This is a genomic window from Fontisubflavum oceani, from assembly GCF_030407165.1.
Classification (GTDB): Bacteria; Pseudomonadota; Alphaproteobacteria; order Rhodobacterales; family Rhodobacteraceae; genus Rhodophyticola; species Rhodophyticola oceani.
In genome coordinates, this window is record NZ_CP129111.1 from 2,449,745 (window position 1) to 2,474,943 (window position 25,199).

Sequence of the window (25,199 nt, forward strand, 5' to 3'; positions counted from 1 at the left end):
GATTAACGGGATAAGAACGGCGCGTCACGCGTCGCTCAACGGAGGGGAAAGGCGACATCATGCTTTTCGGATTGGATGGGGTCGAGGTTGGCCTGATCATTGTGTTCCTGACGCTGTTTGCGGGAATCATGACCGGGTTTCCGGTGGCCTTTGCCATCGGCGGCGCTGGCGTCATCTCATTTGCGATCATCGCGGCGCTCGACAGCGCCGGCTTGCTGATCCACGAGGCGATCGACACCAGTTCGGCGGAATATGCCGCGTTGGTGGCCGAAGGGGTGGTGCGCGAATCCATATCGGTCTTCCGATACCCAGAATTGCCACGGATCGAAGAGGCGCTCTTCATCGGCGGTTGGGAACAGGCGATGGACCGCAATATCTCGTTCATCGTCAACCGGATGAACGAACGCGTCATCGCGGGCCAGTCGATCGAAACCCTTCTGGCGGTTCTGATGTTCGTTCTGATGGGCATCACGCTTGAGCGGTCCAAAATCGCCGAAGACCTTCTGACCAGCATGGCGCGCGTCTTTGGCCCGCTGCCGGGCGGTTTGGCGGTGTCGATTGTGATCGTGGGCGCCTTCCTGGCCGCCTCGACCGGGATTGTTGGCGCCACCGTGGTGACGATGGGTCTGCTGGCATTGCCGACGATGTTGCGCAACAACTACTCGCCCGAACTGGCCACGGGCGTGATTGCCGCCTCGGGCACCTTGGGGCAGATCATTCCACCCTCGATTGTGATCGTTCTTTTGGGAACGCTGGTGGGCGATCTCTATGCCACCGGGCAAGAAACCCGGGCGCAGCTTGCGGGCTGTTCCGATGCGTTGACCTATTTGGGCGAACCGGCGGTTCTCTCGGTTGGTACGCTGTTCCAGGCGGCGTTGCTGCCGGGGATCTTCTTGGCGGGGCTTTACGGAGCGTATGCGTTCGGCTTCGCGATGTTGAACCCATCTAAGGCACCGGCTGTGCAGATTGAAGGCCAGGCCAATGGTGCCGTCCGCACACGTTCTGAGGCGTTGACCTGGTTCCTCATTGCTCCGATTGGCTTGATCGGCGCGGTTGTGTTGGCGGGCAGTGTCGGGCTTGTCGGCAATCAGGACATTCGCGTGTCCGATTATGGAGAATCGAGCCAGGGCGCGAGCCTCCGAACCAATGTGTCCGAGCAGTGCCAAGGCGCGATGATCGAGTTGCATGGCCAAGAGGCCTGGGATCTGGCCGTTGCCGAGCGGGCCGCTTTGGGTGCGGCCGCCGATGGCGGCGCAGGCGAGCAGCTTAGCGAGGAAGAACGCGCGGCGGCCTTGGTCGAGGCGCTGGCGAATGCGGCCCCGATTGGTCTGGGCGTCGCTATCCTCTTCGTGCTTCTGTCGCTGATCCTGATCATCGCGCGCGGGGTGTCGCCAAGCGACGATCCGCGCCCGCTACTCATTGGCGGCGGTGGCGTCCTTCTGGCGATCTTGGCGGATATTCTGTTCATCGGCCCGCAGACCAGCCCCGGTGGCACCTTCATGATCCTCGCGATCCCGATGGCGATCACGCTTTATGGCTGCCGATCTGCCTTGGGGCGCTTGGCACAGAATGAACTTCTGCGCGTGGTCTTCCCGCCGCTGGTTCTGATCGTTGCGGTGCTTGGCTCGATCCTCGGTGGCATCACCAATCCAACCCCGGCGGCGGCTCTGGGTGCCGCAGGGGCGATCATGCTTGCAGCCTATCGCAAGCTGAAAGAGGAAAACGGTAAATCCAAGATCGTGATCTGGGCCTCCTTCGCGGTGGTGATCATGATCCTTCTTGGGGTGAATTTCGACCTTCGGATCACCCGCGAAACCGTGCCGTTTGAGGATTGGGTGGCCTATATCGCGGCGCAGTTCGCCTATCACTTCGCCTTCTTCGGTCTGCTCTTCTCCTGTTGGGTGCTGTTCCGCTCGAACATTCTCAGCCCGGTGGTGCGAGAGACCGCGAAAGTGACTTCGATGGTCTTTACGATCTTGATCGGGTCGCAGCTTCTGAACCTGGTGCTGATCTCCTTCGGCGGCGAGCATTACATTCAGCAGTTCCTGCGGAGCTTCGACAATGAGATGATCGTGTTCCTGGTGGTGATGCTGATCCTTTTCATCCTGGGCTTCGTGTTGGACTTCCTGGAGATCATCTACATCGTGATCCCGATTGTGGGGCCGGTAATCTATGGCGGTACGCTTGATCCGAAATGGGTGACGATCATGATCGCGGTGAACTTGCAGACCTCGTTCCTGACACCCCCGTTCGGCTTTGCGCTCTTCTATCTCAGGGGGGTCGCGCCGAAATCGGTGACGACGGGGAATATCTATCGCGGTGTGATCCCGTTCGTGGGTATCCAAGTGGTTGGTCTCGGGCTGCTCTGGCTCTTCCCGGGGATCGTTACCATCGTGCCGGACCTGCTGCCGTAAGGCGCGCGAAGGCAATGAACATGAAAACGGGGCCCTTGGGCCCCGTTTTTGCGTTGAGTGACCGGCCTTGGGTGGGCCGGATCATCCGTCTTATGTGTAACGTGAGTGTGCTGTGATCTCAGTCGATCGCCGAGGGTGCCCGGATATCGGGCAGGGTGATCTCGGCCACTTGATGGGCAATCGGATCAACCGAGAGTGGATGGGTCTGATCCGAATACTGCTCCGGATCGCCCAAATCCTGCCAGGCCCCGTTGATATAGATTTCGACACCGGAGAATTTCGCCTTATAGCCCATCTTGGCCGAGCCCGGCACCCAATAGCCGAGATAGACATAAGGCAGCCCCGCCTCACGGGCGATTTCCACATGATCGAGGATCACATAGGTGCCAAGCGACTGCGCGGGCAGGTCGGGGCGGAAGAAGCTGTAAACCAGGCTCAGCCCGTCATCGAGCACATCAGTCAGGCAAACGGCGGTCAAATCTTCGGTGTCGCGGTTGCGGTACTCCACAACGCGGGAGCGGACCGGGGTTTCCTCGATCATCGCGGCAAACTCGAACACATCCATATCGGCCATGCCGCCATCGGCATGGCGACTGTCGAGGTAATCGCGGAAAAGCGCGTATTGCTCTTCGGTGGCCCAGGGCGAGCGCGCGGTGCGGGCCAAGTGGGCGTTGCGCCGGATCGCACGGCGTTGGCTTTTCGACGGCTCGAAATCGGCTACGCGAATGCGCGCGGAGAGGCAGGCGGAACAATCGGCGCAGGACGGGCGGTAAAGCACATTCTGCGAGCGGCGAAAGCCTTGCTTCGACAGCGCATCATTCAGTTTGCCCGCATGTTCACCTTGCAAAGCGGTGAACAGCTTCCGCTCCCGCCGCCCGTCGAGATACGGGCAGGCCTGCGGGGCAGTGACGTAGAATTGGGGCGCAATCGGAAGGGTGTGGCGCATATCCAGCGGCTAAGTTGTTCGCGTTTATGAACAAAGCCTGCACCAGCTGCCCCATAGGGGCAACTGGTTTTTAAAGTGTTAACGCTGATGGTTTAGCGCGGGCGGTTGATCATCGCCGATCCTATCAAAAGATCATGCAAACCTTGGTGCTTGTCGCCGATCACGATCAGCACCAGTGAGATCAGTTGCGGGATCGCGAAGGCGGCACAGGTGAGATAGGCCAGGGTGTGAATGATCGCCTCGCCGCCGGAAAGGCGCGCGCCGGTCGATCCACGGAGTTGGATGTTCATGATCCGCATCCCAATCGTGGCGGATCCGCCAGCGATGGTGGCGCTGCGATAGAGGAAGCTGACGATCAGATACACCAACGGCCAGATCCAGAAAACAAGGGTCAGCGTGACCAGGCCGAGCATGACTGTAATGAGGGTGATGATCACCACGTCGATCAACCAGGCAAAGAACCGCTTGGCCGGGACGCCGCTGTAAAACACGGCCTGATAATGCGGGTCGGGTAAACGGGAGGTCATGGCGGGAGTCATGGCGTGTCTAAGGCCTCTTGAAAAGGGGTTTTGAGATGCGCGACCCCATACGTTGGTGGACGGACAGGGCCGCGCGGGCGGTTTAGGCCGGAGTTGTGGCACCAGCCTCCCGCGCCTCGCGACGTGCCGTGGCACGGTCGTCGAGGAACCGGTCAAATTCGGATTTGTCTTTTGCCTCGCGCAGTCGGGTCAGGAAGCCTTCGAAATCGGTCTGTTCCTTCTCAAGCCGTTGCATCAGCGCGTCGCGATAGGCATCGAAACTGGCATTGCCGCTGGTTTTCGGACCGGGTTCAGGCACGCTTGGGCGCAACCATTCGATTGGTTGCGGCGGCGTGTTCCGGCCATTGAGCGCCGGGAGGCGGCCCCATTGCCAGGCAAAGAGCGCGGCCAGGACAACGCCGATGATGCCAAACAGCGCCATTGCGACGATGGAGACGGAGATCGCGAAACCGGCATAAAAGATGATGGTGAGGATTTGGACGGGAAGGGGGATCAGCGTCGATCCGCGGTCCTGGTGGTGGTCTTGGTCGAAGCTGTGCTCACTGTCGGTCGTCATCTTGTCTGATCCTTACGAAACGCCGGAGCAAATCCGGGGCTGGGTAAAAGATATGCGGCCCCCTTGGGGGGAAGGGGGGCCGCATCAGGCGTTGCTCGATCAGGCTTCTGTCGGCTCGCCGTTTTCAACCGGCTTCGCCTTGGACCGGTCTTCCATGAACTGGTCGAACTCGGCCTTGTCCTTGGCATCGCGCAGGCGCTGCAGGAACTCTTCAAAGGCGCTCTGCTCTTCTTCCAACCGGCGCAGCGTGTCCGCTTTGTAGCTGTCGAAGGCGGTGTTGCCCGAGCTGCGGAACTTATTCCCGTGCATATGGGCGTGGCGGCGGGATTTGCAGGAACCGTTGAACATGCGTTTGCTCCAGATCATATAGAACAGAAGGGCGAGGCCGATCGGCCAGAAGAAGATAAAGCCAAGGACCATGAAGGCGATCCAAGCGCCTTTGCCTTTGCTGTCTAGCCATGCCTCGGATCGCGAAAGCCAGCCTTGGGCGGTTTCGACAGGGGCGGCGGTGGTGGTGGTCATCACTGGGGCTCCTTTTGAGTGCGTGTGGATGTTAATGTTAATCACATTAACTCATATGGCATCGCCGAAGCGCGACGCAAGGGGGTGGATGTCGAAAAGTAAATCTTCTTTACATTTTCGTCTGCGGGCGGGGTTTGCATTACATAGAGAATTTGTTATATAAGATGCCATCTATGTTTGGAGGCCGCCATGCAGCTCGACCGCACCTTTTCGGCTTTGTCTGATCCAACCCGCCGCGCCATTCTGGCCCGCTTGGCCGAAGGCGAGGCGACGGTGACCCAACTGATGGCGCTGTCTGAGATCAGCCAACCGGCCGTGTCGCGCCATCTTAAAGTGTTGCAAGAGGCGGGGCTGATCGGCACGCGGGTGGCCGGCCAATCGCGCCCACGCGTGTTGAAGGCCGAGGCGCTGACCCCGGCCCGCGATTGGCTGGAAGAAACCCGCGCCGCATTCGAACAAAACTATGCCCGGCTGGATGGGCTTCTGGCGGAGTTGCAGGGCAAAGGAGAGGCCTCATGACGGTTTACACGGCCCAAATCCGGGAGATCAGCGCCACGGAGATCGAGGTGTCCCGCCGCTTCGCCGCCCCGCGCGATCTGGTCTTTCGCGCCTTCACCGAACCAGAGTTGATGCAGCGCTGGTTGCTTGGCCCGCCGGGCTGGACCATGCCGCTTTGCGAGATGGACCTGCGGGTGGGCGGGGCCTATCGGTGGGAATGGCGGAGCGAGACGGAAGACGCGCGGTTCGGCTTTCACGGCACATTTCTAGAAGTGGTGGCGCCCGAACGCCTGGTCGAAACGCAGTATTACGACCCGGGCAGCCTTGGCGGAGAGATGGGGTTTTGCACCTGCACGCTGGTCTTTGCCGAAGTCGCGGATGAAACCGTGGTTACCACCCGGATCGCATACGAAACGCCCGAGGCGATGCAGACCGCACTGGCGACCGGCATGACCGAGGGTATGGAAATGAGCTATCAGCAGCTCGATCTGGTGTTGCGGGCGGGTCCGACCTAGCCGCGCCCACGCGCCTCAAACCGGGGCAGCATGGCGGAGAAATCTTTGCCCTCGCCACCTTCGGTTTCCACAAAGGTCTCATAAAGCGATGTCGCTGCCTGACCCATCGGCGTATCGGCATCCGCCGCATCGGCGGCCTGTTGGCTGAGCCGCAGGTCTTTCAGCATCAACTCGGCCGCGAAGCCGGGCTGGTAGTCATTATCGGCAGGGCTTTGCGGCCCGACGCCCGGCGCGGGGCAATAGGCATTCATCGTCCAGCTATAGCCCGAGGAGGTGGAGACCACATCGAACATCGCCTGCCGGTCGAGCCCTAGTTTGTCGGCCAGCGCGAAGGCCTCGCAGGTGGCGATCATCGTCACGCCCAGGATCATGTTGTTGCAGATCTTCGCGGCCTGACCATTGCCCGCGCCGCCGCAATGCACGGCTTTCTGCCCCATGATCTCAAAAAGCGGGGTGGCGGTGGCAAAGGCGTCATCGCTGCCGCCGACCATGAAGGTCAGGGTGCCCGCTGCGGCCCCGCCAACCCCGCCGGAGACAGGCGCATCGACGAAGCCAAGCCCGGCCGCCTCCGCCGCCGCGCCGACATCACGGGCCGCGTCGACCTCAACGGTTGAGCAATCGACCAAAACTGCGCCGGGCGCCATGGCGGGCAGAATCTCATCGGCCACCCGGCGCAGGATCGCACCATTGGGCAGCATCGTGATGACCACGTCCCGGCCCGCCGCCGCCTCCACCGCGCTGTCGGCAGGGGTTACGCCGTCGGGGCAATCGGCCACAAGGTCAAAACCGGTTACCGTATGGCCCGCCGCCGCCAGATTGGCCGCCATGGGCGCACCCATATTGCCCAAGCCGATAAAGCCGATATTCATCATCCGTCTCCCCTCAGAATTTGAGCTCATCCGCCCCAAGCGGCAGCAGCATAGCGCTGACATCGGCCACGCCGACCGCGTCCAACGCGTCATGGCGCCATTTGGGGCTCTTGTCCTTGTCGATAATCGCCGCGCGAATGCCTTCGAGGAAGTCGCCTTTCTCCATCGAGCGCGCGGTGAAGCGGTATTCCTGCGTCAAAGCATGGCGGATATCATCCCGCGTCCGCGCACGATGCACCAGCTCGACCGCCGATGCGACAGAGAGAGGTGCGCCGCGCTTCCAGTTTTTTCAGCGCTTCGGTGGCGAAATCGCCATCGGTCTGGTGGAGCAGGTTCAAGATGTCCCGCAGGGTGCCACCGGCAAAGACATTGTCGATTTCAGGCTGCAACGCGGCAAGTGGGCTTTCCGGGGCCGGCAGGGCGCTTCGATCAATCTCGTCCCAGTCTCCGGTCTCGCAAAGCGTCTCGATCAGCGGCCCCCACGCCTCGCGCGGGATATAATAGTCGGCAAAACCCGCGAAGATCGCATCCCCGGGCCCCATGCGCGTGGCGGTGGTGCCGAGATATTCGCCAACCCGCCCTGGCGCCCGGGCGAGGATCAGCGAGCCACCCACATCGGGGACCAGACCAATCCCAACCTCGGGCATCGCGATCTGGCTGCTTTCGCAGACGACCCGATGCGAGCCGTGGCAGCCGACACCGACGCCGCCCCCCATGGTGAAGCCTTGCAGGAAGCTCGCCACCGGCTTCGGGAAATCGAACATCCGGGCATTCATTCGGTATTCATCGGCCCAGAACTTGCGGCCATAACTGTAATCGCCAGCGGTGCCAGTGGCATACATCTCGGCAATATCACCGCCGGAGCAGAAGGCTTTATCCCCCTCGGCATCAAGGATCAGCATCTCGACCGCCGGGGTCTCCGCCCAGGTGATCAGGGCGGCGTCGATTGCCAGGCACATCTCATAGGTCAGCGCATTCAACGCCGCAGGCCGGGCCAGGGTGATCCGCCCGGCTTTGCCTTCGATGCGGATGTGGATGTCGTCGTTCATATTCTACCTCTGTCGCGCCCGGTTTCTTGTAAGAAACCGGGCTGCGCAAGCTGTCACCCGCGCTCTGCCAACATATGCCGCGCCGTGATTACCCGCATAATCTCATTGGTGCCTTCCAGAATCTGATGCACGCGCAAATCGCGGACCAGCTTCTCGACGCCATAATCGGCCAGATAGCCATAGCCGCCATGCAGTTGCAGGCATTGATCCGCAATCCGGCTGCCCGCTTCGGTGACGAATTTCTTCGCCATGGCGCAATGCTTCGAGGCATCCGGGCTGCCATTGTCCAGTTTCCACGCCGCTTGGCGTAGGAACACGCGGGCGGCCTGTAGCTCGATCTCCATATCGGCCAGGCGGAATTGCAGCGCTTGGAACTGGTCGATGGATTTGCCGAAGGCTTTCCGCTCACCCATATAGGCAAGTGTCGCGTCAAGCGCGGCCTGCGCGGCGCCTAAGGAACAGGCCGCGATGTTGAGGCGGCCGCCGTCAAGACCCATCATCGCATAAGTGAAACCTTTTCCCTCTTCGCCAAGCAAATTCCCGGCCGGAACGTGGCAATCGTCCAACTGGACCTGCCGCGTCGGCTGCGAGCGCCAGCCCATTTTCTCTTCCAACCCGCCAAAGCTGAGGCCCTCGGCGCCGTTTTCGACGATGATCGAGGAGATGCCGCGCGGGCCATCCTCGCCGGTGCGCGACATCACGATATAGGCGTCCGCATAGCCGCCGCCGGAGATAAACGCCTTGGTGCCGGTCATCCGATAGCCATCATTGGTGCGCTCGGCCCGGGTTTTCAGCGCCGCCGCGTCGGAGCCGGAGCCAGGCTCGGTCAGGCAATAGGCGAAGAAGGTTTCCATGCTGATCGCGCCGGGCAGGAAGCGCGCCTGCAACGCGTCATCGCCAAATTTCTCGACCATCGCGGCGCACATATTGTGGATCGACAGGAAGGCCGAGACCGACGGGCAGGCCATCGATAGCGCCTCAAAAACCAGTGTCGCGTCCAGTCTTGTCAGGCCCGAGCCGCCATTCTCTTCCGAGACATAAAGGCCGCCGAAGCCAAGCTCGGCCAAGCGGGGCCAAAGCTCTTTCGGGATGATGCCATCCTTCTCCCAAGCCTGTGCAAAAGGCGCGATATGCTCGTCACCAAACGCTTTGGCCATGTCGAAAATGGCGTCTTGTTCCTCGGACAATGCGAAGTCCATCGGCTCCCTCCCCGGATGAATTGAACGCTTGTTTAATTAACGATTGTTGCAGCACTATTGCAACCCGTCACAGATCGGCGTGGAATTCCTCGATCAAATGCCGCACCACATCGCGCATCGCCTCGTCATGGGATTTGCCGGTCTCTTGCGACGCCGCGTAGACGCCGCGTTGTCGGTCGGCACTGGTGCCGCCTGTGAGGATGTCTTTCGCGGCCGCGAGTTCATTGGAACAGCCCAAGACTTCGGCGTCTTCCGCCACCAAATCGATGATTTCATCCAAAAGTTCGGCCACGGGCACCACCGCCCGGCGGCCAAAATCGATCAGACCTTCAGACGGGCCATAGCGCTGCGCCCGCCAACGGTTTTCGCCGATCAGAAAGCCATCATAGAGCCGCCAGCGTTGGTTTTTCTGCCGCAGCCGGGTCAGCATGCGGGCCAAGCACTGGATCAATGCGGCAAGAGACAGCGTATGCTCCAGGCGGGGCTGCACATCGCAAATCCGGGTTTCCAAAGTCGGGAATCGGTGCGAGGGGCGCAGATCCCACCAGATCTTGGTCGAGTCCTCGATCAACTCCAGATCAATGATCACCTGCACCGAGCGTTGATAGTCGGACCAACTGTCGAATAAGGGCGGCAGGCCGGTCCGCGGCAGGTTGTCGAACACCGTCAGCCGATAGGAAGCGAGCCCGGTATCTTGCCCCTGCCAATAGGGGGAGGAGGCTGAGAGCGCCAATAGATGGGGCAGGAAATAGCTGAGTTGACCCATCAGGTCATTGCGCAGGTCTTCGTCATCGATCCCCACATGCACATGCATGCCGCAGATCAGCATCCGCCGGGCGACCCCGGCCAGATCGCGGGCGAGGGTCTGATACCGGTCGCCATCGGAATGCTGCTGATCCTTCCAGTCGGCAAACGGGTGGCAGGAGACGGCAATGGGCGCGAGATTATGGGCCTTAGCTTGGGTTGCAACGCAAGATCGGAGGCGTTTGAGATCCTCCCGCGCGGCGGCGATATCGGCGCAGACTTGGGTGCCGATCTCAATCTGGCATTGTAGGAACTCGGGGCTGACCTGGCCTTCCAATTCCGCTTTGCAGGCCGTCATCAAGGCCTCGGGCGCAACGGCCAGATCGAGTGTGTCCAGATCGACCAGAAGATACTCTTCCTCGATCCCCAAAGAGAATTTGCTGTCCGCCATGACGGCCCTCCCGGCCCCGAGTGTGGGCCGGGAGGCGTCATCTGGCAAGCCGGGTTAGGTCACGCGGATCACACCGGTCATATTGGGGTGGAGTTGGCAGAAATAGGTGAACTCGCCCGCGTCGGTCATCCGCACTTCGAAACTGTCGCCTTGGTTCAAACGCCCGCTGTCGAAAAACCCATCATTCGCTGTGGCGGTGTGGGGCGCGCCATCGGCATTGGTGAAGACGACAAAATCGCCTGCGCCAAGTTCGACATCAGCCGGGGCAAAGGCGAAATTCTGGATTGTCACCGGCAGGCGCACATGCCCGGCGGCATTGGCCGATCTGATCAGGGCAGGGGCCGCCAAGATCCCGGTGGAGAGTTGCAGAAACTGGCGTCGCGTGGAAATGGTCATCGCAATATCCTTTGAATGCACGTCAAAAGTGCACCCATGCTGCCCGACCCGATGGCCGCCCGTCCAGTAAAACCGCGACTGGCCTCAGAGCAGGCGGACCTGTGCGCCCGTGGGGGTCAACGCGAACAGCTCCGCGATATGTTCGTTGAAAAGCCCGATACAGCCCGACGAGGACCGCCGCCCGATCTTGCGCGTGTCATGGGTGCCATGGATCAGATAGGCGGGCCAGGTCAGATAGAGGGCATGGGTGCCAAGCGGATTGTCGGGGCCGGGTGGCATATAAGCAGGCAGGGACGGGTCGCGCTCGCGCATCGATGCGGTGGGCGTCCAGTCGGGGCCGACGCGTTTGCGCACCACTTCGGTATAGCCGCGCCGGGTCAGTTCCTCGGTGAGCGGGATCGACGAGGGGTAGAGCCGGTAGTCGGTGCCGTCAGCGCTCCAATAATGCACCGCGCGGCTTTCCATATCGGCCAGGATCGTCACACGGTCGAGACGTTCGAAATGGTCCTGCCAGTTCTGCGAGCGAAAGGAGGACAGGTTCCGCCGGGCTTCGGCATCTGCGCGCAAGGCGGGGGCTGGCGTCTCGGCCAAAGCCAGCATCGGTGTGGCCAATGTGGCGCCGCTGGCCAGAACCATGCTGCGACGGGTCATTTTGAAATGGCTCATTCCTGTCTCCCGAAATCTGATCGTCTCTTGCGCGCCATGTGGTCCGAGCGGGCCGATCTGGCAACGCCTGAGCAGCTATCTCACGCGATTGTCAGAGGATTTCGCTCTTCGCGGCCCACGCTGTTGCCCGAAGCCCACAATTCGGCGAGACTTCCTTAGATTAACGCGATTGCAGCCATATGATTTTTTAATGATCGAGGAGGCTTTCCGATGTCCGACACCCGCGTCGCGATAGCTGTCATCCACGGTATGGGCAGCCAAGGTGAGACGCCGCAAGACCCCGATGCGATCAGCTTCTCTGCCGGGCTTTACCGGGCGCTGCGCGGCTATATGGCGCCTGAGGAATGGGATGGCCGGGTGGCGTGGCGGGAGATCTTCTGGGCCGATATTCTGCAAAGCCGACAGGACAAATATGTCGAAGAAGGGCTGGAGGGGGAGGCCCGTTGGCTTTGGGCCCGGGAGTTCGTCATGCATCGGTTGGCCGATGCGGCGTCGTATCGAAAGGTCAGCGATAATCCGACCGATATTTATCAGCGGATCCATGGCCGGGTGGAGGATGCGCTCGAAAATCTCGAAACCGTGGCGGGCGGGACGACCCCGCTTCTGATCTTTGCCCATTCGCTTGGTGGGCACATCATGTCGAATTACATCTATGATATGCAGAAAGCCATGGCGCTTGGTGCGCCTTGGGTGCAGGGCCGTTCCGCGTTTCAGCGCTTTGAGACGATGGCTGGGTTTCTGACCTTCGGCTGCAATATTCCGGTCTTCACCTTCGCTTATCCGAGGGATCAGGTCCGCCCGATCAAACGCCCGGGAACCCGAATACCAGCAGACAAACGCCTAACGCCCTGGTGGGAGAACCTCAACGACAAGGACGATGTGTTGGGCATGCCGCTTGGCCCGGCGGGGCCACAATACGAAGCCATGATCAACGCGGGAGAGTTGTGGGATGCCTGGATCAATGTTGGCAACCTCTTCACCTCCTGGAACCCGGCGTCCCATAATGAATACTGGGATCATCGGAATTTCTATCGTCCGGCCGCCGAGATGATCCGCAAAGCGCTGTTGATCGGCCCGGTCAGCTAGACAGAAAAGGGGCGCGCGGCGAAGCCGCGCGCCCCCTGGCGACGGGCGTCAGCCCGGCGCAAACCCTCATCTCACTCCATCACTGGAATGGTGAACTCGCCGCCTTCTTTGATCCCCGAAGGCCAGCGGGCCGTAACGGTCTTGGTCCGGGTGTAGAACCGGAACGCATCCGGCCCATGCTGGTTCAGATCGCCGAAGCCCGATTTTTTCCAGCCACCAAAGGTGTGATAGGCCAGTGGCACCGGGATCGGCACATTGATCCCGACCATCCCGATATTGATCCGGTTCGCAAAATCCCGCGCCGTATCGCCATCGCGGGTAAAGATCGCGGTGCCATTGCCGTATTCATGGTCCATCGCATAGCCGATGGCCTCTTCATAGGTCTTCGCCCGCACCGTCGACAGGACCGGCCCGAAAATCTCGGTCTTGTAGATGTCCATATCGGTGGTCACGCGGTCAAAAAGATGCGCGCCGACGAAATAGCCATCCTCGTAGCCTTGCAGTTTGAAGTCCCGCCCGTCGACGACCAGTTCTGCGCCTTGGTCGATACCGGTCTGCACCAAACGTTCGATATTCGCCTTGGCCGCTGCTGTCACCACAGGGCCAAAATCCACATCATTGCCCGCAGTATAGGGCCCGATCTTGAGGGCTTCGACCTTGGGCACCAGCTTCTCAATCAACCGATCCGCGGTCTCTTCGCCAACCGGCACCGCGACCGAGATCGCCATGCAGCGTTCGCCCGCCGCCCCGTATCCTGCGCCCACCAGCGCATCCGCCGCCTGGTCCAGATCGGCATCGGGCATGATGATCATGTGGTTCTTGGCACCGCCGAAACACTGCACCCGTTTGCCATTCTCACAGCCGCGCGCATAGATATATTGCGCGATCGGGGTGGAGCCGACAAAGCCCACACCGGCAATCGTCGGGTTGTCCAGGATCGCGTCGACGCTTTCCTTGTCGCCATTGATCACCTGCAACACCCCATCGGGCAGACCCGCTTCTTTCAGCAGCTCGGCCAGCATCAGCGGCACGGAGGGGTCACGCTCTGAGGGTTTCAGGATGAAGGCGTTACCGCAGACCAGCGCCGGGGCCATTTTCCACATTGGGATCATTGCCGGGAAGTTGAACGGGGTGATCCCCGCGGCGACACCAAGCGGCTGGCGGAGGGAATACATATCGATGCCAGGACCGGCGCTGTCGGTGAATTCCCCTTTCAGGTGATGCGGCGCGCCGATGCAGAACTCGACCACTTCCAGGCCACGCACCACGTCGCCTTTCGCATCCGGGATCGTCTTGCCATGTTCGCGCGAAAGCGCCTCGGCCAGCTTGTCCATATCGCGGTTCAGAAGATCCACGAAGCGCATCATCACCCGCGCGCGGCGCTGCGGGTTCATCGCGGCCCAAGCGGGTTGTGCGGCGGCGGCATCGGCCACGGCGGCGTCCAACTCGGCCTTGGAGGCAAGCGGCACCTTGGCCTGCACCTCGCCCGTGGCGGGGTTCATCACATCGGCAAATCGGCCGGATGTGCCTTTGACATGCTTGCCGTTGATCCAGTGGCTCAGCTCTTCCATCTCTCATCCTCCTTATGGCGCTCGCGCGGAGCGTAGCCTTGCAAAGCTGCCCGGAAAAGAGGCAGGTTCTCAAAAGCGTTTTGCAAAAATGCAAGGATGAACTGGATGCAGAATTGGGATGACTTGCGGATTTTCCTGTCCGTCGCCCGGGCCGAGAGCCTGACCGGGGCGGGCAAGACGCTCCGGATGGACCCGGCGACGGTGGGGCGACGGATCGCCAGATTGGAGGCCCGGCTCGGGGCGGATTTGTTTCTGAAGTCACCGCAGGGCTATGGCCTGAGCGAGGCGGGCGCCCGGCTTTTGCCCGCCGCCGAAGAGGCCGAAACCGCGCTTGGTGCAGGGCTGAGCGATCTGACCGGGGCCGGCGAGGGCCTGTCGGGCACGATCCGCATCGGCGCGCCAGATGGATGCGCGAATTATCTATTGCCGCAGGTCTGCGCCGAGATTTGCGACGCCCATCCGGGACTTGAAGTGCAGATTTTGGCCTTGCCACGCGTTGTCGATCTCAGCCGTCGGGAGGCGGATTTGGCGATTGCAGTATCGCGGCCTCGGACCACCCGGCTCAAGGCCGAGAAATTGAGCGATTATCGCCTGTCGCTCGCGGCATCCGGAGCTTGGCTTGCCGAACATGGCCGGCCCGCTCAGCGATCCGATCTCAGCGGTGCCCGGATGATTGGCTATATCCCTGATATGATTTTCGATGCGGAACTGGATTATCTGGCAGAGCTTGGCCTGACAAAGGTGCCGCTCACGTCAAACTCGGTGTCGGTGCAACTGAACTGGGCCCGTGCCGGAGCGGGGCTGGCCGTGGTGCATGATTTCGCGCTTCCAGCAGCGCCAGAGCTGATCCGTGTTTTGCCGGGCGCGGTGTCATTGACCCGGTCTTTTTGGCTGATCCGCCATGCGCAAGCTTTGAGAGATCGCCGGTTGCAGCGCTTCGCCGATCTCTTAGGCCAAGGGATTCGGCGCGAGATCGCGCGTCTTGAGGCGGTCGTTGTCAAGCAAGAGACAGCTCACGCGGCAACACATCTGCTTGACACTAAAGGGTGATCCAGAGGACGCTGAGGTCAAGGGACGCGACAACCGAGTGATCAATTGAAGGGAGGCGCCCATGCTCGTCCAGCAGATTCTCAAAAGCAAACCCACGACAGGTGTGGAGACGATCCAGCCTGGCACAACCGTCGCACAGGTGGCGGAAATCTTGTCGCAAAAGAGATTTGGGGCGCTTGTGGTCTCGCCGGATGGCAAAGCGGTGGCGGGGATCGTGTCGGAACGGGACATCGTCCGGGAACTGGGCGCGCGCGGCCCGTCCTGTTTGACAGACCGGGTTGACGCAATGATGACGTCGGAAATTGTCTCCTGCGCTGCCGATGAAACTTCCGATGAGGTGCTGGCGAAGATGACCCAGGGCCGGTTCCGTCACATGCCGGTGATGGAGGGGGCCGAGATGATCGGGCTGATCTCCATCGGCGATGTGGTCAAGGCGCAGCTCAGCAAGCTGTCGATGGAGAAAGAGGCGTTGGAAGGCATGATCAAGGGGTTCTGACCTGTCCTCGAGGCCGCGCCTATGACCAAATTGCGCGCCTGCGGCGCATTGTTTTTTCGTCTTTTTTGATGCGCTTGGGCTGTGACGCCTGACAACTGACGATGGTTCTGCTGGCAGGGGGTGGACAAGGCGTGCGCAATAATGTTGCGTTGGCACCAATGACCGAGAAGAGGGACGGCGGGCTATGCGTGTAGGTCTTTATCCAGGCACATTTGACCCTATCACATTGGGGCATATCGACATCATCCGCCGGGCCTGTACCCTGGTTGACCGTTTGGTGATCGGGGTGGCGATCAATCGCGACAAGGGCCCGCTTTTCACCTTGGAAGAGCGTGTCGCGATGGTGGAAGCGGAATGTGCCACCCTGTCGGCAAAGATGGGCACCGAGATCGTGGTGCATCCCTTCGAGAATCTGTTGATAGATTGCGCCAAGGATGTGGGGGCCGGGATCATCATTCGCGGTCTGCGTGCCGTGGCTGATTTTGAGTATGAGTTTCAGATGGTTGGGATGAACCGGAAGCTTGATTCCGAGATCACCACTGTGTTCCTCATGGCCGAAGCCGACCGGCAGGCCATCGCTTCGAAGCTGGTCAAAGAGATTGCGCGGCTGAAGGGCGATGTCTCGCATTTCGTGCCGCCCGCGGTGCATCAGGCGCTCTTGGGCAAGTTCCCGCGTTAGGCGCTTTTCCTTTCCAGCCGAGCGCAGTAGGGTCCGCTCCGACCTTAGAGGATAGGAGCGCCAAATGGCCGAGATCAAAGACCCCGAAAACACCATCCTGATGGAACTCACGGGCGGCACCGTCACCATCGAGTTGATGCCCGATGTGGCACCGCAACACAGCGAACGGATGAAAGAGCTGGCCCGCGCGGGGAGTATGACGGGGTGGTGTTTCACCGGGTAATCGAGGGCTTCATGGCCCAGACCGGCGATGTGGCCAATGGCAAAGAGGGCGGCAATCTGCGGATGGCGGGCACCGGCGGCTCCGACAAACCCGATCTGCCGGCGGAGTTCTCGAAGCTGCCCCACGATCGGGGCACACTTGGCGCGGCGCGGTCGCAGAACCCGAACTCGGCCAACAGCCAATTCTTCATCAATTTCAGCGACAACCACTTCTTGAACGGCCAATACACCGTCTATGGCCGCGTCATCGAAGGGATGGAGCATGTGGACGCGATCACGCGGGGCGAGCCGCCTGCGAACCCTGACAAAATGATCTCCGTGAAAGTGGCGGCTGATGCGTAAGCTGGCTTTGGCACTGTCCCTCTTGGCCAGCCCGGCGCTGGCCAGCGGGCTGGAGATCGACGTGGCGGGGGAGGCCGAGGGCACGATTGTCATCGACCTGTTCGAAGATCTGGCGCCGCAGCATGTGGAGCGGATCAGCACGCTGGCCGCCGAAGGCGCCTATGAAAACGTTGTGTTCCACCGCGTGATTGATGGGTTCATGGCGCAGACTGGCGACGTGGAATTTGGCCGAATGGGGCAGGATATGCGCTATGCCGGGCGGGGCGGGTCGAGCTACCCCGACTTGCCCGCCGAATTCTCAGACCGCCCGTTTGAGCGCGGCATCATCGGCATGGCGCGCAGCAATGACCCGGACAGTGCAAACAGTCAGTTCTTCATCATGTTCGGATCGACCCCACAGCTGAACGGCCAATACACCGTGGTGGGTGAGGTCGTCGAAGGGATGGAGATCGTTGATGCGATCAAACGCGGCACCGGGCGCAATGGCGCGGTGATTGGCGAGCCGGACCGGATGACGGCGGTGCGGGTCACCGACTGACACGAGACCGTGAGCGGGGCTAGGCGATGCGCCGTCTCTCTGGCAGGGTTTATGGACCTGGACCAGGAGAGCTTCTCATGCGCTTTGCCCCGCTTGCCGCCTTTCTCTGCGCCGCCACGCTGGCGCTTCCCCTCGCCGCGCAATCGGTCATGATGCGCGTGGAATGGCCGAATACGGATTTTGAAACCCGCTCGGTCGATCTCGACGAAATTCGCTCTGGTGGGCCGGGGCGGGATGGGATCCCGGCGCTTGATGATCCACGCTTCATCGCTGCCGCCGATGAGACTCGGATCGGTGATATGGAGGCGGTGATTACCCTGGAATTTGAAGGCGATACGCCGCGCGCCTATCCGATCCGCTATCTCACCTGGCATGAGATCGTGAATGATGAGGTGGGCGGGATTCCGGTTGCCGTGACCTTCTGCCCGTTGTGCAATTCCGCGATCACCTTTGATCGGCGCGTCGACGGGCGGGTGTTGTCTTTTGGCGTCTCGGGCAATCTGCGCCATTCCGATATGGTGATGTATGACCGCGAAACCGAAAGCTGGTGGCAGCAAGCGATTGGCGAGGGGATTGTCGGCGAGATGACCGGCACCGATCTCATCGAACTGCCAAGCTGGATGGAGAGCTTCGCCGAGTTTCGCGACCGCAATCCGGATGGTCTGGTGATGGATGAGCCGGATTGGCGGCGGCCCTATGGGCGGAACCCTTATGTCGGTTATGACAGTTCCACGCGCCCGTTCCTTTATGATGGCGAGATGCCGCCGCATGGGATCGAGCCGCTGGCCCGGGTGATCCGGGTGGGCGACCGTGCCTGGCCGATGCAGCGTCTGGCCGAGGTCGAAGAGGTGACAGAAGCCGGGGTGACGATCACCTGGGAAGCCGGCAAAGCCTCGGCGCTCGACACCGAAAATATTGGCGCGGGCCGCGATGTAGGGATGATCCGGGTGCGGGATGCGGCGGGTGCCGATATGCCCCATGACGTGATGTTTGCCTTTGCCTATCACGCGTTTTGGCCAGAGGGCGAATGGATGCTCGGCAACTGACATCTTGACCTCAGCGCGCGCGGCAAATAGCTGGCAGGCATGGCGCGCGCACCTCTGTTACAGCTCAATGATATCTCGCTGACCTTCGGCGGCGACCCGGTCTTTTCCGGGCTCGATCTGGTCGTGCAAGAGGGCGACCGGGTGGCGCTTGTCGGTCGGAATGGGTCGGGAAAATCCACACTTCTCAAGATCATGGCGGGTCTTGTTGAACCCGACCAAGGCACCCGGACTCTGCCGCCGGGCACCCATACGGGCTATATGGAGCAGGAGCCGGATTTTGAGGGCTATGCAACCCTCGGCGATTATGCGTTGAGCGATCTTGGCCCCGACCAGGCTTGGCGGGTCGAGGCGGCGGCGACCGGGCTGAAACTGCGGCTTGAGGCCGATGTGGCCCAGGCCTCGGGCGGTGAGCGGCGGCGTGCGGCGCTGGCCAAGCTTTTGGCCGAAGCGCCGGAGCTGATGCTGCTTGATGAGCCGACCAACCATCTCGACATTGAGGCGATCCGTTGGTTGGAAGCCGAACTGGCGCAGACCCGCACGGCCTATGTGCTGATCTCTCACGACCGGGCGTTTCTGACCGCGCTGACCCGCGCCACGCTTTGGGTTGATCGCGGCAAGGTGCGGCGACAGGAAAAGGGCTTCGCGCATTTCGAGGCCTGGCGCGATAAGACCTGGGAAGAGGAAGATCTCGCCCGCCACAAGCTCGACCGCAAGATCAAAGCCGAAGCACGTTGGGCCGTCGAAGGCATCTCTGCCCGGCGCAAGCGCAATATGGGGCGGGTCCGCGCCTTGGGTGATCTCCGCGCCGAACGGGCGAATATGATCCGACGGCAAGGCGCGGCGGGGATGGTGCTTGAGGCGGGTCCGCAATCAGGCAAGCGGGTGATCGAGGCCAAAGGTATTTCAAAGAGTTACGGCGAGAAGCTCATCTTGAAGCCGTTTGATCTTCGCATCCTGCGCGGCGACCGGATCGGCTTTGTCGGCCCCAATGGCGCGGGCAAAACCACGCTCCTGAACATCCTGACGGGGCAGCTTGCGCCCGATACCGGCAGTGTCACCCATGGCACCGGGCTGGAGATGGCGGTTTTCGACCAAACCCGCAGCGCGCTCGACCCGGAGGCGACGCTTTGGGATAGCCTGACGAACGACCCGCTGATGGGGGTGAATGGCCGCTCCGATCAGGTGATGGTACGGGGCCAGCCGCGCCATGTGGTGGGGTATCTGAAAGAGTTTCTGTTTGATGATGCGCAAGCACGGGCGCCGATCAAATCGCTCTCGGGCGGTGAGAAAGCCCGGCTGCTGCTGGCGAGGATCATGGCACGGGAATCAAACCTTTTGGTGCTTGATGAGCCGACCAATGACTTGGATGTCGAGACGCTTGATCTCTTGCAGGATCTGTTGGGCGACTACCCCGGCACGGTGCTCTTGGTAAGCCATGACCGGGATTTCCTCGACCGGGTGGTGACGACTACCGTGGCGATGGAAGGCGACGGCCAGGCCACAATCTACGCCGGCGGCTGGACCGATTACCAGACGCAGCGCGGCGAGGCCCGCAAGGTGGATGCCGTCAAACCAGCCGGATCAAAACCGGCAAAACAGGTCGCGCCGAAAGCGGCGGAGAAGCCGAAATCGCGCCTGTCCTTTACCGAAGCCCATCGTCTGAAAGACCTGCCAGATATCATGAGCCGCCTGGAGGCGGAGATCGGTAAGCTGGAGGCGCTTTTAGCCGATCCGGAGCTGTTCACCCGCGAGCCTTTGAAGTTCCGCAAAGCAACGGAAGCCTTAGCTGAGCGTCAGACGAAGCTGACCAACGCCGAGGAAGAGTGGTTGATGTTGGAAGAAAAAGCCGAGGGCTAGCCGCGGCTGGCGAACTGGGTCAGCGCGACGCCCAATGCCATCACCAAGATCCCGGCGATCCGCATCGGTGACAAAGACGCCACCTGCGCCCCGAAAAGGCCGAAATGATCAATCGCCGCCGCCGAGATCAACTGCCCCAACAGCACGAAAAACACCGCGTTCCCGACCCCGAATGTGGGCGCGACCCAGGTGATCGACAACACATAGAAGGCCACGAATAAGCCCGCCAGAAACAGGTGCTTCGGTTGTGCGGCGAGGTTTGACAGCGCCCCGGTGCCGCCGCTCACCACCATGGTGACGGTCGTCGCGACCAACGCCACCAGAAACAGGATCAGCGCCGCCGCAGCAGGCGAGCCGATATTGGCCCCAAGCCGCGCGTTCAAAGCGGCGAGAAGCGGAATGCCGATCCCGGCGGCCAGCATGATCAAAGCGTGATGTGTCATCTTAAGCCCCAGATAAGGCGGGCGATCTCACGAACAGATCCCCCGCAACTCCTCCCCATCCCAGGGCAGGTAAACCTCAACCGCATCGGCCCGGGATTGCAAGGGCTGAACCGGCATCACCTCTTGCAAAAGCTGCTCCAACCGCTCGGTGCGCGCGCCGCCGGATCAAGCGTGCGGCAACAGACATATTCCTCAACCAGGCTCGCCTGCTGCTCATAGCCATAGTCTAGAAAGGCGAAAGCGCTGTCGCCATCCAGCAGATACGGGTCCTCTGTCCGCAGATGCTCGGCAAAGGCGCGGGCCGGGTGATAGCCGGTGACTTCACGGTTCTGCCATTGCCAGATATGGGTCATCTCATGGGCGAAAAACATCGCGGCGACCAGGCTCATGCCGCCATCCGGGGTGCGAACATAATCGGGCACGGAATAGGCCTCGCGCACATGTAACCGGTTGAACAGCACGATGCCCGCCGTCCGTCCGCTGATCTCATCGCCTTCGGGCTCGGGGAAAATCCGCTCGCGGCAGGTGGTCCGGGGGCGGACCGGATAGGTCTGGGTCGACAGCCCAACCAACGGGTTCTCGATGATCCGGATGCGGTCCACATCCAGCGCATCGCCCTGCAGCCCGCCCATAAAGGCCCGTTCGGCCTCGGTCAGGGGGCGGCCACAGGCGGCGAGGCCGAGGCAGAGCAGAAAGATGATCACGCGCATGGGGTCACGATAGGCGGGCCGTGTCGGCTTGGGAATGGCGATCACGAAAAAGCGAACCGGCACCGCGACTTGACCCCGATCAATGTGCCGCCTGTCAGATCGGGCATGCTGACCGCATCAGATTGGAGGAGGTTTCGATGCGCATCATCCCCTTTATCCTTGCAATGCTGGTCTCCGCCACGCCCGGCTTGGCGCAAGACGCTGAGCTGGGGCGAGATCATTTCATGGTTTATTGCGCCGCTTGCCATGGTCAAAGCGCGCGCGGCGATGGCCGGATGGCGCCGCTTCTGACCGTGCTGCCGCCCGACCTGACGCAGCTGAGCGCCTTGATGACGGGGCGTTCCCGACCTTCCGCGTCACGCAGCAGATCGATGGGCGTGACCCGCTCTTGGCCCATGGCGGGGACATGCCGCTCTTTGGCGGGTTTTTCGAGGGCGACGGGCCGGATGTGGCGATACAAGACGCATCGGGGCAGCTGATCATGACCAGCGCGGTGATCGCCGATTTGGTGACATATTTGCAAAATATCCAAGAGTGAGATCGGGCCCGACTCGGCCCCCAAACGGCGCGGAATGGAGAGACTGACAATGCGTGTTTTGACGACGGCCCTGGCTTTGATCCCTCTGGCGTTTCCGGCGTCTGCCCAGGATGTGGATCGCGGGGAGCGGCTCTATTTCCAGCATTGCGCCGTTTGCCATGGCGAGATCGCCGAAGGCGGCGGGCCGATGGCCGAGGTGCTGACGGTGCCGCCCTCCGACCTCACCCAAATCGCCGCCCGCCGCGATGGTGCCTTCCCGGTGATCGAGATCGCCCGCCTGATCGACGGTCGCGACCCGATCCTGACCCATGGTGGCGAGATGCCGATCTTCGGCTTCGTGTTCGGCGAGTTCAACGTGGTCCTGCGCGAACGGGGCGGGGGACGCTTTTGACCAGCCGTGAGGTGGTGGATCTGGTCGGGTGGCTGGAGACGGTGCAGGTGGAGTGACGCCCTCTACGGACATACAGATCTGCCCCCGATTTTGAAGCGCTGCCAGCCCGGAATCAAGGCGCAGCCGCCGGGCGAGCGCCTGCCCGTCCCCGCGGGCTGGCGCTTTGGAGGTGTAGTGCGTCGATCGGATCGGAGAAGGGTTTGGCTGGCATAAATCGCGCCAAATGGACGTTGCAGCGCCATCCCACGGGCAGGCTCTCGCCCTGTCTCCGTTTGTTCCCTAGGCTTAGCAAGCTATAGCCCAAGCTCAGGCAGCGCTGCGGTAACAGAAAACACACCGCAAAAAAAGGCGATGAGCGCTAACACACCAGAAATAATTGCTAAAATATGAGCGATGCCACGAGAGCCTCTGAGGCGTTTCGCGCCGGGCTTTTCTTCAATGTAGGGATGCTTCCAAGTGAGGTTAACTTCATAGGTGATATCTCCATCCAGCAGGTTAACAACATAGGCTAGTACTGCAGTAACTACTGACAAACCCACACCAATCGCAAAAGACAGAATTGGATCAGCCATGTTGCTGCTCTGAATCTCCGTTGATTGCTGCGATTCAATCGCACCGACAAATGCGAGTAGCGCTACCACCGCACCTCCGTTCACAAGAATAAGAGAACGGATCGCTATAGCCGCCGAATCCAGAGCTGCTTTGCGAAATTCGGTTGCGAGCTGGTGATTTCGCTCATGTTCGCGCAAAGCCAACTCACGCTCTAATGTAATCAGTTCCTTATCACTCATATGTGCCATTCAACCTGACGAGCTCTCCAGAAGCTTAAAAATCTGCCAGCTCAAACATCCAACTCCTCCACAAACCGCGCGTTCTCCTGGATGTACTGAAACCGCAACTCCGGCTTTTTGCCCATCAGCCGCTCCACCAGATCGCCGGTCTCGCCCGGTTCATCCTCGTCAATCGACACCCGGATCAGCTTGCGGGAGGCCGGATCCATCGTGGTTTCTTTCAGGTCTTTCGCATCCATCTCGCCCAGGCCTTTGAACCGCGAGAGGTCGATCTTGCCTTTCCCGCCCAGGCCCTTTTCCAGCCATTCATCGCGCTCGATCTCGTCCAGGCAATAGACCCGCCGCGCGCCCTGGGTCAGGCGGAAGAGCGGCGGGCAGGCCAGGTAGAGATGGCCGCCATCGATCAGCGGGCGCATCTGGCTGAAGAAAAATGTCATCAGAAGCGCAGCGATATGGGCGCCGTCCACATCCGCGTCGGTCATGATGATGATCTTGTCATAGCGCAGATCGTCGAGGTTGAATTTCGTGCCCATGCCGACGCCAAGCGCCTGGCAGAGATCGGAAATCTCGGCATTCTGGCCCAATTTCGACGAAGCCGCGCCAAGCACGTTCAGGATTTTACCCCGAAGCGGCAGGAGCGCTTGCGTCTTCCGATCCCGCGCCATTTTGGCCGAGCCGCCGGCGCTGTCGCCTTCAACGATGAACAGTTCTGTGCCGTCGCGGGCTTGCTGCGAGCAGTCCACCAGTTTGCCGGGCAGGCGCAGCTTTTTCGTCGCCGATTTCCGCGCGGTTTCCTTCTCCTGCCGCCGCCGCAGGCGTTCCTCGGCCCGCAGGATCAGGAAATCGAGGATCGCGCCCGCCGATTTCGTATCTGCCGCCAGCCAGTTGTCAAAATGGTCCCTGACCGCGCCTTCGACCATCCGCGCGGCCTCGGTCGTGGCCAGCCGGTCTTTGGTCTGGCCGACAAATTCCGGCTCGCGGATGAAGCAGGAGACCAGAGCGCAGCCGCCCGTGATCAGGTCATCGCGGGTGATCTGCGTCGCTTTCCGGTTGCCCGCTAACTCGCCATAGGCGCGTATGCCTTTCAAAACGGCGGCCCAGAAGCCTTGCTCATGGGTGCCGCCTTCGGGCGTCGGCACGGTGTTACAATAGCTTTGGATGAACCCGTCGCGCGACGGGGTCCAGTTGATCGCCCATTCGACGCTGCCCGGCTGGTTGAAACGCTCCTGAAACGAGACCTTCCCGGCAAAGGGTTTCTCGGCATAGGTCGAGGCCGCGCCAAGCGTCTCGCCCAGGTAATCGGACAGGCCGCCGGGGAAATGGAAGGTTGCCTCCGCCGGGGTCTCGCCATCGTCAATCGCGGTTTTCCAGCGGATTTCGACTCCGGAGAAGAGGTAGGCCTTGGAGCGGACCATCTTCATCATCCGCGCGGGTTTGAATCGGTGCGACCCGAAGATTTCCGCATCGGCATGGAAGGTCACCGAGGTGCCACGCCGGTTCGGCGCGCTGCCAGCCGCCTGCACCGGGCCTTGCGGGATACCGCGCGAGAACTCTTGCACGAACAGCTCACGATTCCGCGCCACCTCGACCCGCAGATGATCGGAGAGTGCGTTAACCACCGAGACGCCGACGCCGTGCAAACCGCCCGAGGTCTCATAAGCTTTACCGGAGAATTTGCCGCCCGCATGGAGCGTGCAGAGGATCACCTCCAGCGCGGATTTGTCGGGGAATTTCGGATGTGGGTCGATCGGGATGCCACGGCCATTATCGCGGATCGTGACGGAGTAATCGGCGTTCAACTCTACCTCGATCCGGCTGGCATGGCCGGCCACGGCCTCGTCCATCGAGTTGTCGAGGACTTCTGCCACCAGATGGTGCAGCGCGCGCTCATCGGTGCCACCGATATACATGCCGGGGCGTTTGCGCACGGGCTCCAACCCCTCCAGCACCTCAATCGAGGAGGCGTCATAGGCGGAAGGATCGGGCGCGCCGGTGAGGAGGTCGTCTGCCATGCTCTGCTCTATCTTGTGGTTCTTGCCTCGCATTAGAGCAGGTTTGGGGGCAGGGGGAAGTCT

At 61.2% G+C, this 25,199-nt stretch carries 26 protein-coding genes and 2 pseudogenes; 13 read left to right on the plus strand and 15 right to left on the minus strand.

Annotated features, from left to right (window positions below; translation table 11 throughout):
* Positions 1–59: 59 nt before the first annotated feature.
* The gene (locus tag QTA57_RS12550) at positions 60–2,414 is read left to right on the plus strand and encodes a TRAP transporter large permease (protein ID WP_290151795.1); all 2,355 of its coding nucleotides are present in this window, start codon (positions 60–62) and stop codon (positions 2,412–2,414) included.
* A gap of 118 nt (positions 2,415–2,532) precedes the next feature.
* Here QTA57_RS12550 and QTA57_RS12555 read toward each other — a convergent pair whose 3' ends face one another.
* The 4 genes from QTA57_RS12555 to QTA57_RS12570 all read right to left on the minus strand — a co-directional run bounded on the left by QTA57_RS12555 (position 2,533) and on the right by QTA57_RS12570 (position 4,977).
* Positions 2,533–3,360: an arginyltransferase gene (locus QTA57_RS12555; protein ID WP_290151797.1), complete on the minus strand. Its 828-nt coding sequence runs from the start codon at positions 3,358–3,360 to the stop codon at positions 2,533–2,535.
* 92 nt (positions 3,361–3,452) lie between these two features.
* Entirely contained in the window at positions 3,453–3,887 is a 435-nt protein-coding gene (locus QTA57_RS12560; protein WP_290151800.1) for an RDD family protein, read from the minus strand.
* Between the two features lie 94 nt (positions 3,888–3,981).
* Positions 3,982–4,455 carry a DUF2852 domain-containing protein gene (locus tag QTA57_RS12565; protein WP_290151802.1) on the minus strand — a complete coding sequence of 158 codons (474 nt, stop codon included), beginning with the start codon at positions 4,453–4,455 and terminating at the stop codon, positions 3,982–3,984.
* A 99-nt stretch (positions 4,456–4,554) separates the two neighbouring features.
* Positions 4,555–4,977 carry a DUF2852 domain-containing protein gene (locus QTA57_RS12570; protein WP_290151803.1) on the minus strand — a complete coding sequence of 141 codons (423 nt, stop codon included), beginning with the start codon at positions 4,975–4,977 and terminating at the stop codon, positions 4,555–4,557.
* A 189-nt stretch (positions 4,978–5,166) separates the two neighbouring features.
* On the opposite strand from QTA57_RS12570, the gene QTA57_RS12575 reads away from it, so the two are divergent.
* Both QTA57_RS12575 and QTA57_RS12580 read left to right on the plus strand, forming a co-directional pair.
* Positions 5,167–5,496 (plus strand): ArsR/SmtB family transcription factor, encoded by a 330-nt coding sequence (locus QTA57_RS12575; RefSeq protein ID WP_290151805.1) that lies wholly within the window; start codon positions 5,167–5,169, stop codon positions 5,494–5,496.
* Positions 5,493–5,990, plus strand: coding sequence for an SRPBCC family protein (locus QTA57_RS12580; protein ID WP_290151806.1), 498 nt, complete (start codon positions 5,493–5,495; stop codon positions 5,988–5,990). Before QTA57_RS12575 ends, QTA57_RS12580 begins: the two co-directional genes overlap by 4 nt.
* Here QTA57_RS12580 and mmsB read toward each other — a convergent pair.
* The 6 genes and pseudogenes from mmsB to QTA57_RS12610 form a co-directional block, all read right to left on the minus strand.
* On the minus strand, positions 5,987–6,859 hold the full coding sequence (mmsB, locus tag QTA57_RS12585; protein ID WP_290151807.1) for a 3-hydroxyisobutyrate dehydrogenase: 873 nt from the start codon (positions 6,857–6,859) through the stop codon (positions 5,987–5,989). The genes QTA57_RS12580 and mmsB overlap by 4 nt on opposite strands.
* Positions 6,860–6,872: 13 nt before the next feature.
* Positions 6,873–7,908: pseudogene (locus QTA57_RS12590) on the minus strand (enoyl-CoA hydratase/isomerase family protein).
* A gap of 53 nt (positions 7,909–7,961) precedes the next feature.
* On the minus strand, positions 7,962–9,107 hold the full coding sequence (locus QTA57_RS12595) for an acyl-CoA dehydrogenase family protein (RefSeq protein WP_290151809.1): 1,146 nt from the start codon (positions 9,105–9,107) through the stop codon (positions 7,962–7,964).
* A gap of 67 nt (positions 9,108–9,174) precedes the next feature.
* Complete coding sequence (locus tag QTA57_RS12600) at positions 9,175–10,302, minus strand: carboxylate-amine ligase (RefSeq protein WP_290151810.1); 1,128 nt, start codon at positions 10,300–10,302, stop codon at positions 9,175–9,177.
* Positions 10,303–10,356: 54 nt separating this feature from the next.
* The gene (locus QTA57_RS12605; protein WP_290151811.1) at positions 10,357–10,698 is read right to left on the minus strand and encodes a cupredoxin domain-containing protein; all 342 of its coding nucleotides are present in this window, start codon (positions 10,696–10,698) and stop codon (positions 10,357–10,359) included.
* Positions 10,699–10,782: 84 nt separating this feature from the next.
* On the minus strand, positions 10,783–11,364 hold the full coding sequence (locus QTA57_RS12610) for a L,D-transpeptidase (protein WP_171559380.1): 582 nt from the start codon (positions 11,362–11,364) through the stop codon (positions 10,783–10,785).
* Positions 11,365–11,574: 210 nt separating this feature from the next.
* Here QTA57_RS12610 and QTA57_RS12615 point away from each other — a divergent pair, with 210 nt between their 5' ends.
* Positions 11,575–12,450 (plus strand): hypothetical protein, encoded by an 876-nt coding sequence (locus QTA57_RS12615; protein ID WP_290151812.1) that lies wholly within the window; start codon positions 11,575–11,577, stop codon positions 12,448–12,450.
* 71 nt (positions 12,451–12,521) lie between these two features.
* On the opposite strand, the gene QTA57_RS12620 is transcribed toward QTA57_RS12615, so the two are convergent.
* Positions 12,522–14,021: a CoA-acylating methylmalonate-semialdehyde dehydrogenase gene (locus QTA57_RS12620; protein ID WP_290151813.1), complete on the minus strand. Its 1,500-nt coding sequence runs from the start codon at positions 14,019–14,021 to the stop codon at positions 12,522–12,524.
* A gap of 96 nt (positions 14,022–14,117) precedes the next feature.
* Between QTA57_RS12620 and QTA57_RS12625 the strand changes: the two genes are divergently transcribed.
* The 7 genes and pseudogenes from QTA57_RS12625 (at position 14,118) to QTA57_RS12655 (ending at position 20,251) form a co-directional block, all read left to right on the plus strand.
* The gene (locus QTA57_RS12625) at positions 14,118–15,071 is read left to right on the plus strand and encodes a LysR family transcriptional regulator (RefSeq protein WP_290151814.1); all 954 of its coding nucleotides are present in this window, start codon (positions 14,118–14,120) and stop codon (positions 15,069–15,071) included.
* Between the two features lie 61 nt (positions 15,072–15,132).
* Positions 15,133–15,567: a CBS domain-containing protein gene (locus QTA57_RS12630; RefSeq protein WP_145208487.1), complete on the plus strand. Its 435-nt coding sequence runs from the start codon at positions 15,133–15,135 to the stop codon at positions 15,565–15,567.
* A 184-nt stretch (positions 15,568–15,751) separates the two neighbouring features.
* Positions 15,752–16,246: a pantetheine-phosphate adenylyltransferase gene (gene coaD, locus QTA57_RS12635; protein ID WP_171559390.1), complete on the plus strand. Its 495-nt coding sequence runs from the start codon at positions 15,752–15,754 to the stop codon at positions 16,244–16,246.
* Positions 16,247–16,310: 64 nt separating this feature from the next.
* Positions 16,311–16,810, plus strand: a pseudogene (locus QTA57_RS12640) (peptidylprolyl isomerase).
* A complete protein-coding gene (locus QTA57_RS12645) occupies positions 16,803–17,348 on the plus strand; it encodes a peptidylprolyl isomerase (protein WP_171559396.1) in 546 nt (181 codons plus the stop codon). The pseudogene QTA57_RS12640 and the gene QTA57_RS12645 overlap by 8 nt, the downstream one beginning before the upstream one ends.
* Before the next feature lie 77 nt (positions 17,349–17,425).
* Complete coding sequence (locus QTA57_RS12650; RefSeq protein WP_290151816.1) at positions 17,426–18,394, plus strand: DUF3179 domain-containing protein; 969 nt, start codon at positions 17,426–17,428, stop codon at positions 18,392–18,394.
* Between the two features lie 39 nt (positions 18,395–18,433).
* On the plus strand, positions 18,434–20,251 hold the full coding sequence (locus QTA57_RS12655) for an ABC-F family ATP-binding cassette domain-containing protein (protein ID WP_290151817.1): 1,818 nt from the start codon (positions 18,434–18,436) through the stop codon (positions 20,249–20,251).
* Here QTA57_RS12655 and QTA57_RS12660 read toward each other — a convergent pair.
* Both QTA57_RS12660 and QTA57_RS12665 read right to left on the minus strand, forming a co-directional pair.
* Positions 20,248–20,694 (minus strand): DMT family transporter, encoded by a 447-nt coding sequence (locus tag QTA57_RS12660; RefSeq protein WP_290151818.1) that lies wholly within the window; start codon positions 20,692–20,694, stop codon positions 20,248–20,250. The genes QTA57_RS12655 and QTA57_RS12660 overlap by 4 nt on opposite strands.
* A gap of 116 nt (positions 20,695–20,810) precedes the next feature.
* Positions 20,811–21,467, minus strand: a complete 657-nt coding sequence (locus QTA57_RS12665) for a hypothetical protein (protein ID WP_330696682.1) — start codon at positions 21,465–21,467, stop codon at positions 20,811–20,813.
* 178 nt (positions 21,468–21,645) lie between these two features.
* On the opposite strand from QTA57_RS12665, the gene QTA57_RS12670 reads away from it, so the two are divergent.
* A complete protein-coding gene (locus QTA57_RS12670) occupies positions 21,646–21,942 on the plus strand; it encodes a hypothetical protein (protein ID WP_290151819.1) in 297 nt (98 codons plus the stop codon).
* A gap of 49 nt (positions 21,943–21,991) precedes the next feature.
* Positions 21,992–22,333 carry a c-type cytochrome gene (locus QTA57_RS12675; protein ID WP_290151820.1) on the plus strand — a complete coding sequence of 114 codons (342 nt, stop codon included), beginning with the start codon at positions 21,992–21,994 and terminating at the stop codon, positions 22,331–22,333.
* Between the two features lie 293 nt (positions 22,334–22,626).
* Here QTA57_RS12675 and QTA57_RS12680 read toward each other — a convergent pair whose 3' ends face one another.
* Both QTA57_RS12680 and parE read right to left on the minus strand, forming a co-directional pair.
* A complete protein-coding gene (locus QTA57_RS12680; protein ID WP_290151821.1) occupies positions 22,627–23,124 on the minus strand; it encodes a hypothetical protein in 498 nt (165 codons plus the stop codon).
* Positions 23,125–23,174: 50 nt separating this feature from the next.
* Complete coding sequence (gene parE, locus QTA57_RS12685; RefSeq protein ID WP_290151822.1) at positions 23,175–25,136, minus strand: DNA topoisomerase IV subunit B; 1,962 nt, start codon at positions 25,134–25,136, stop codon at positions 23,175–23,177.
* Positions 25,137–25,199 lie beyond the last annotated feature (63 nt).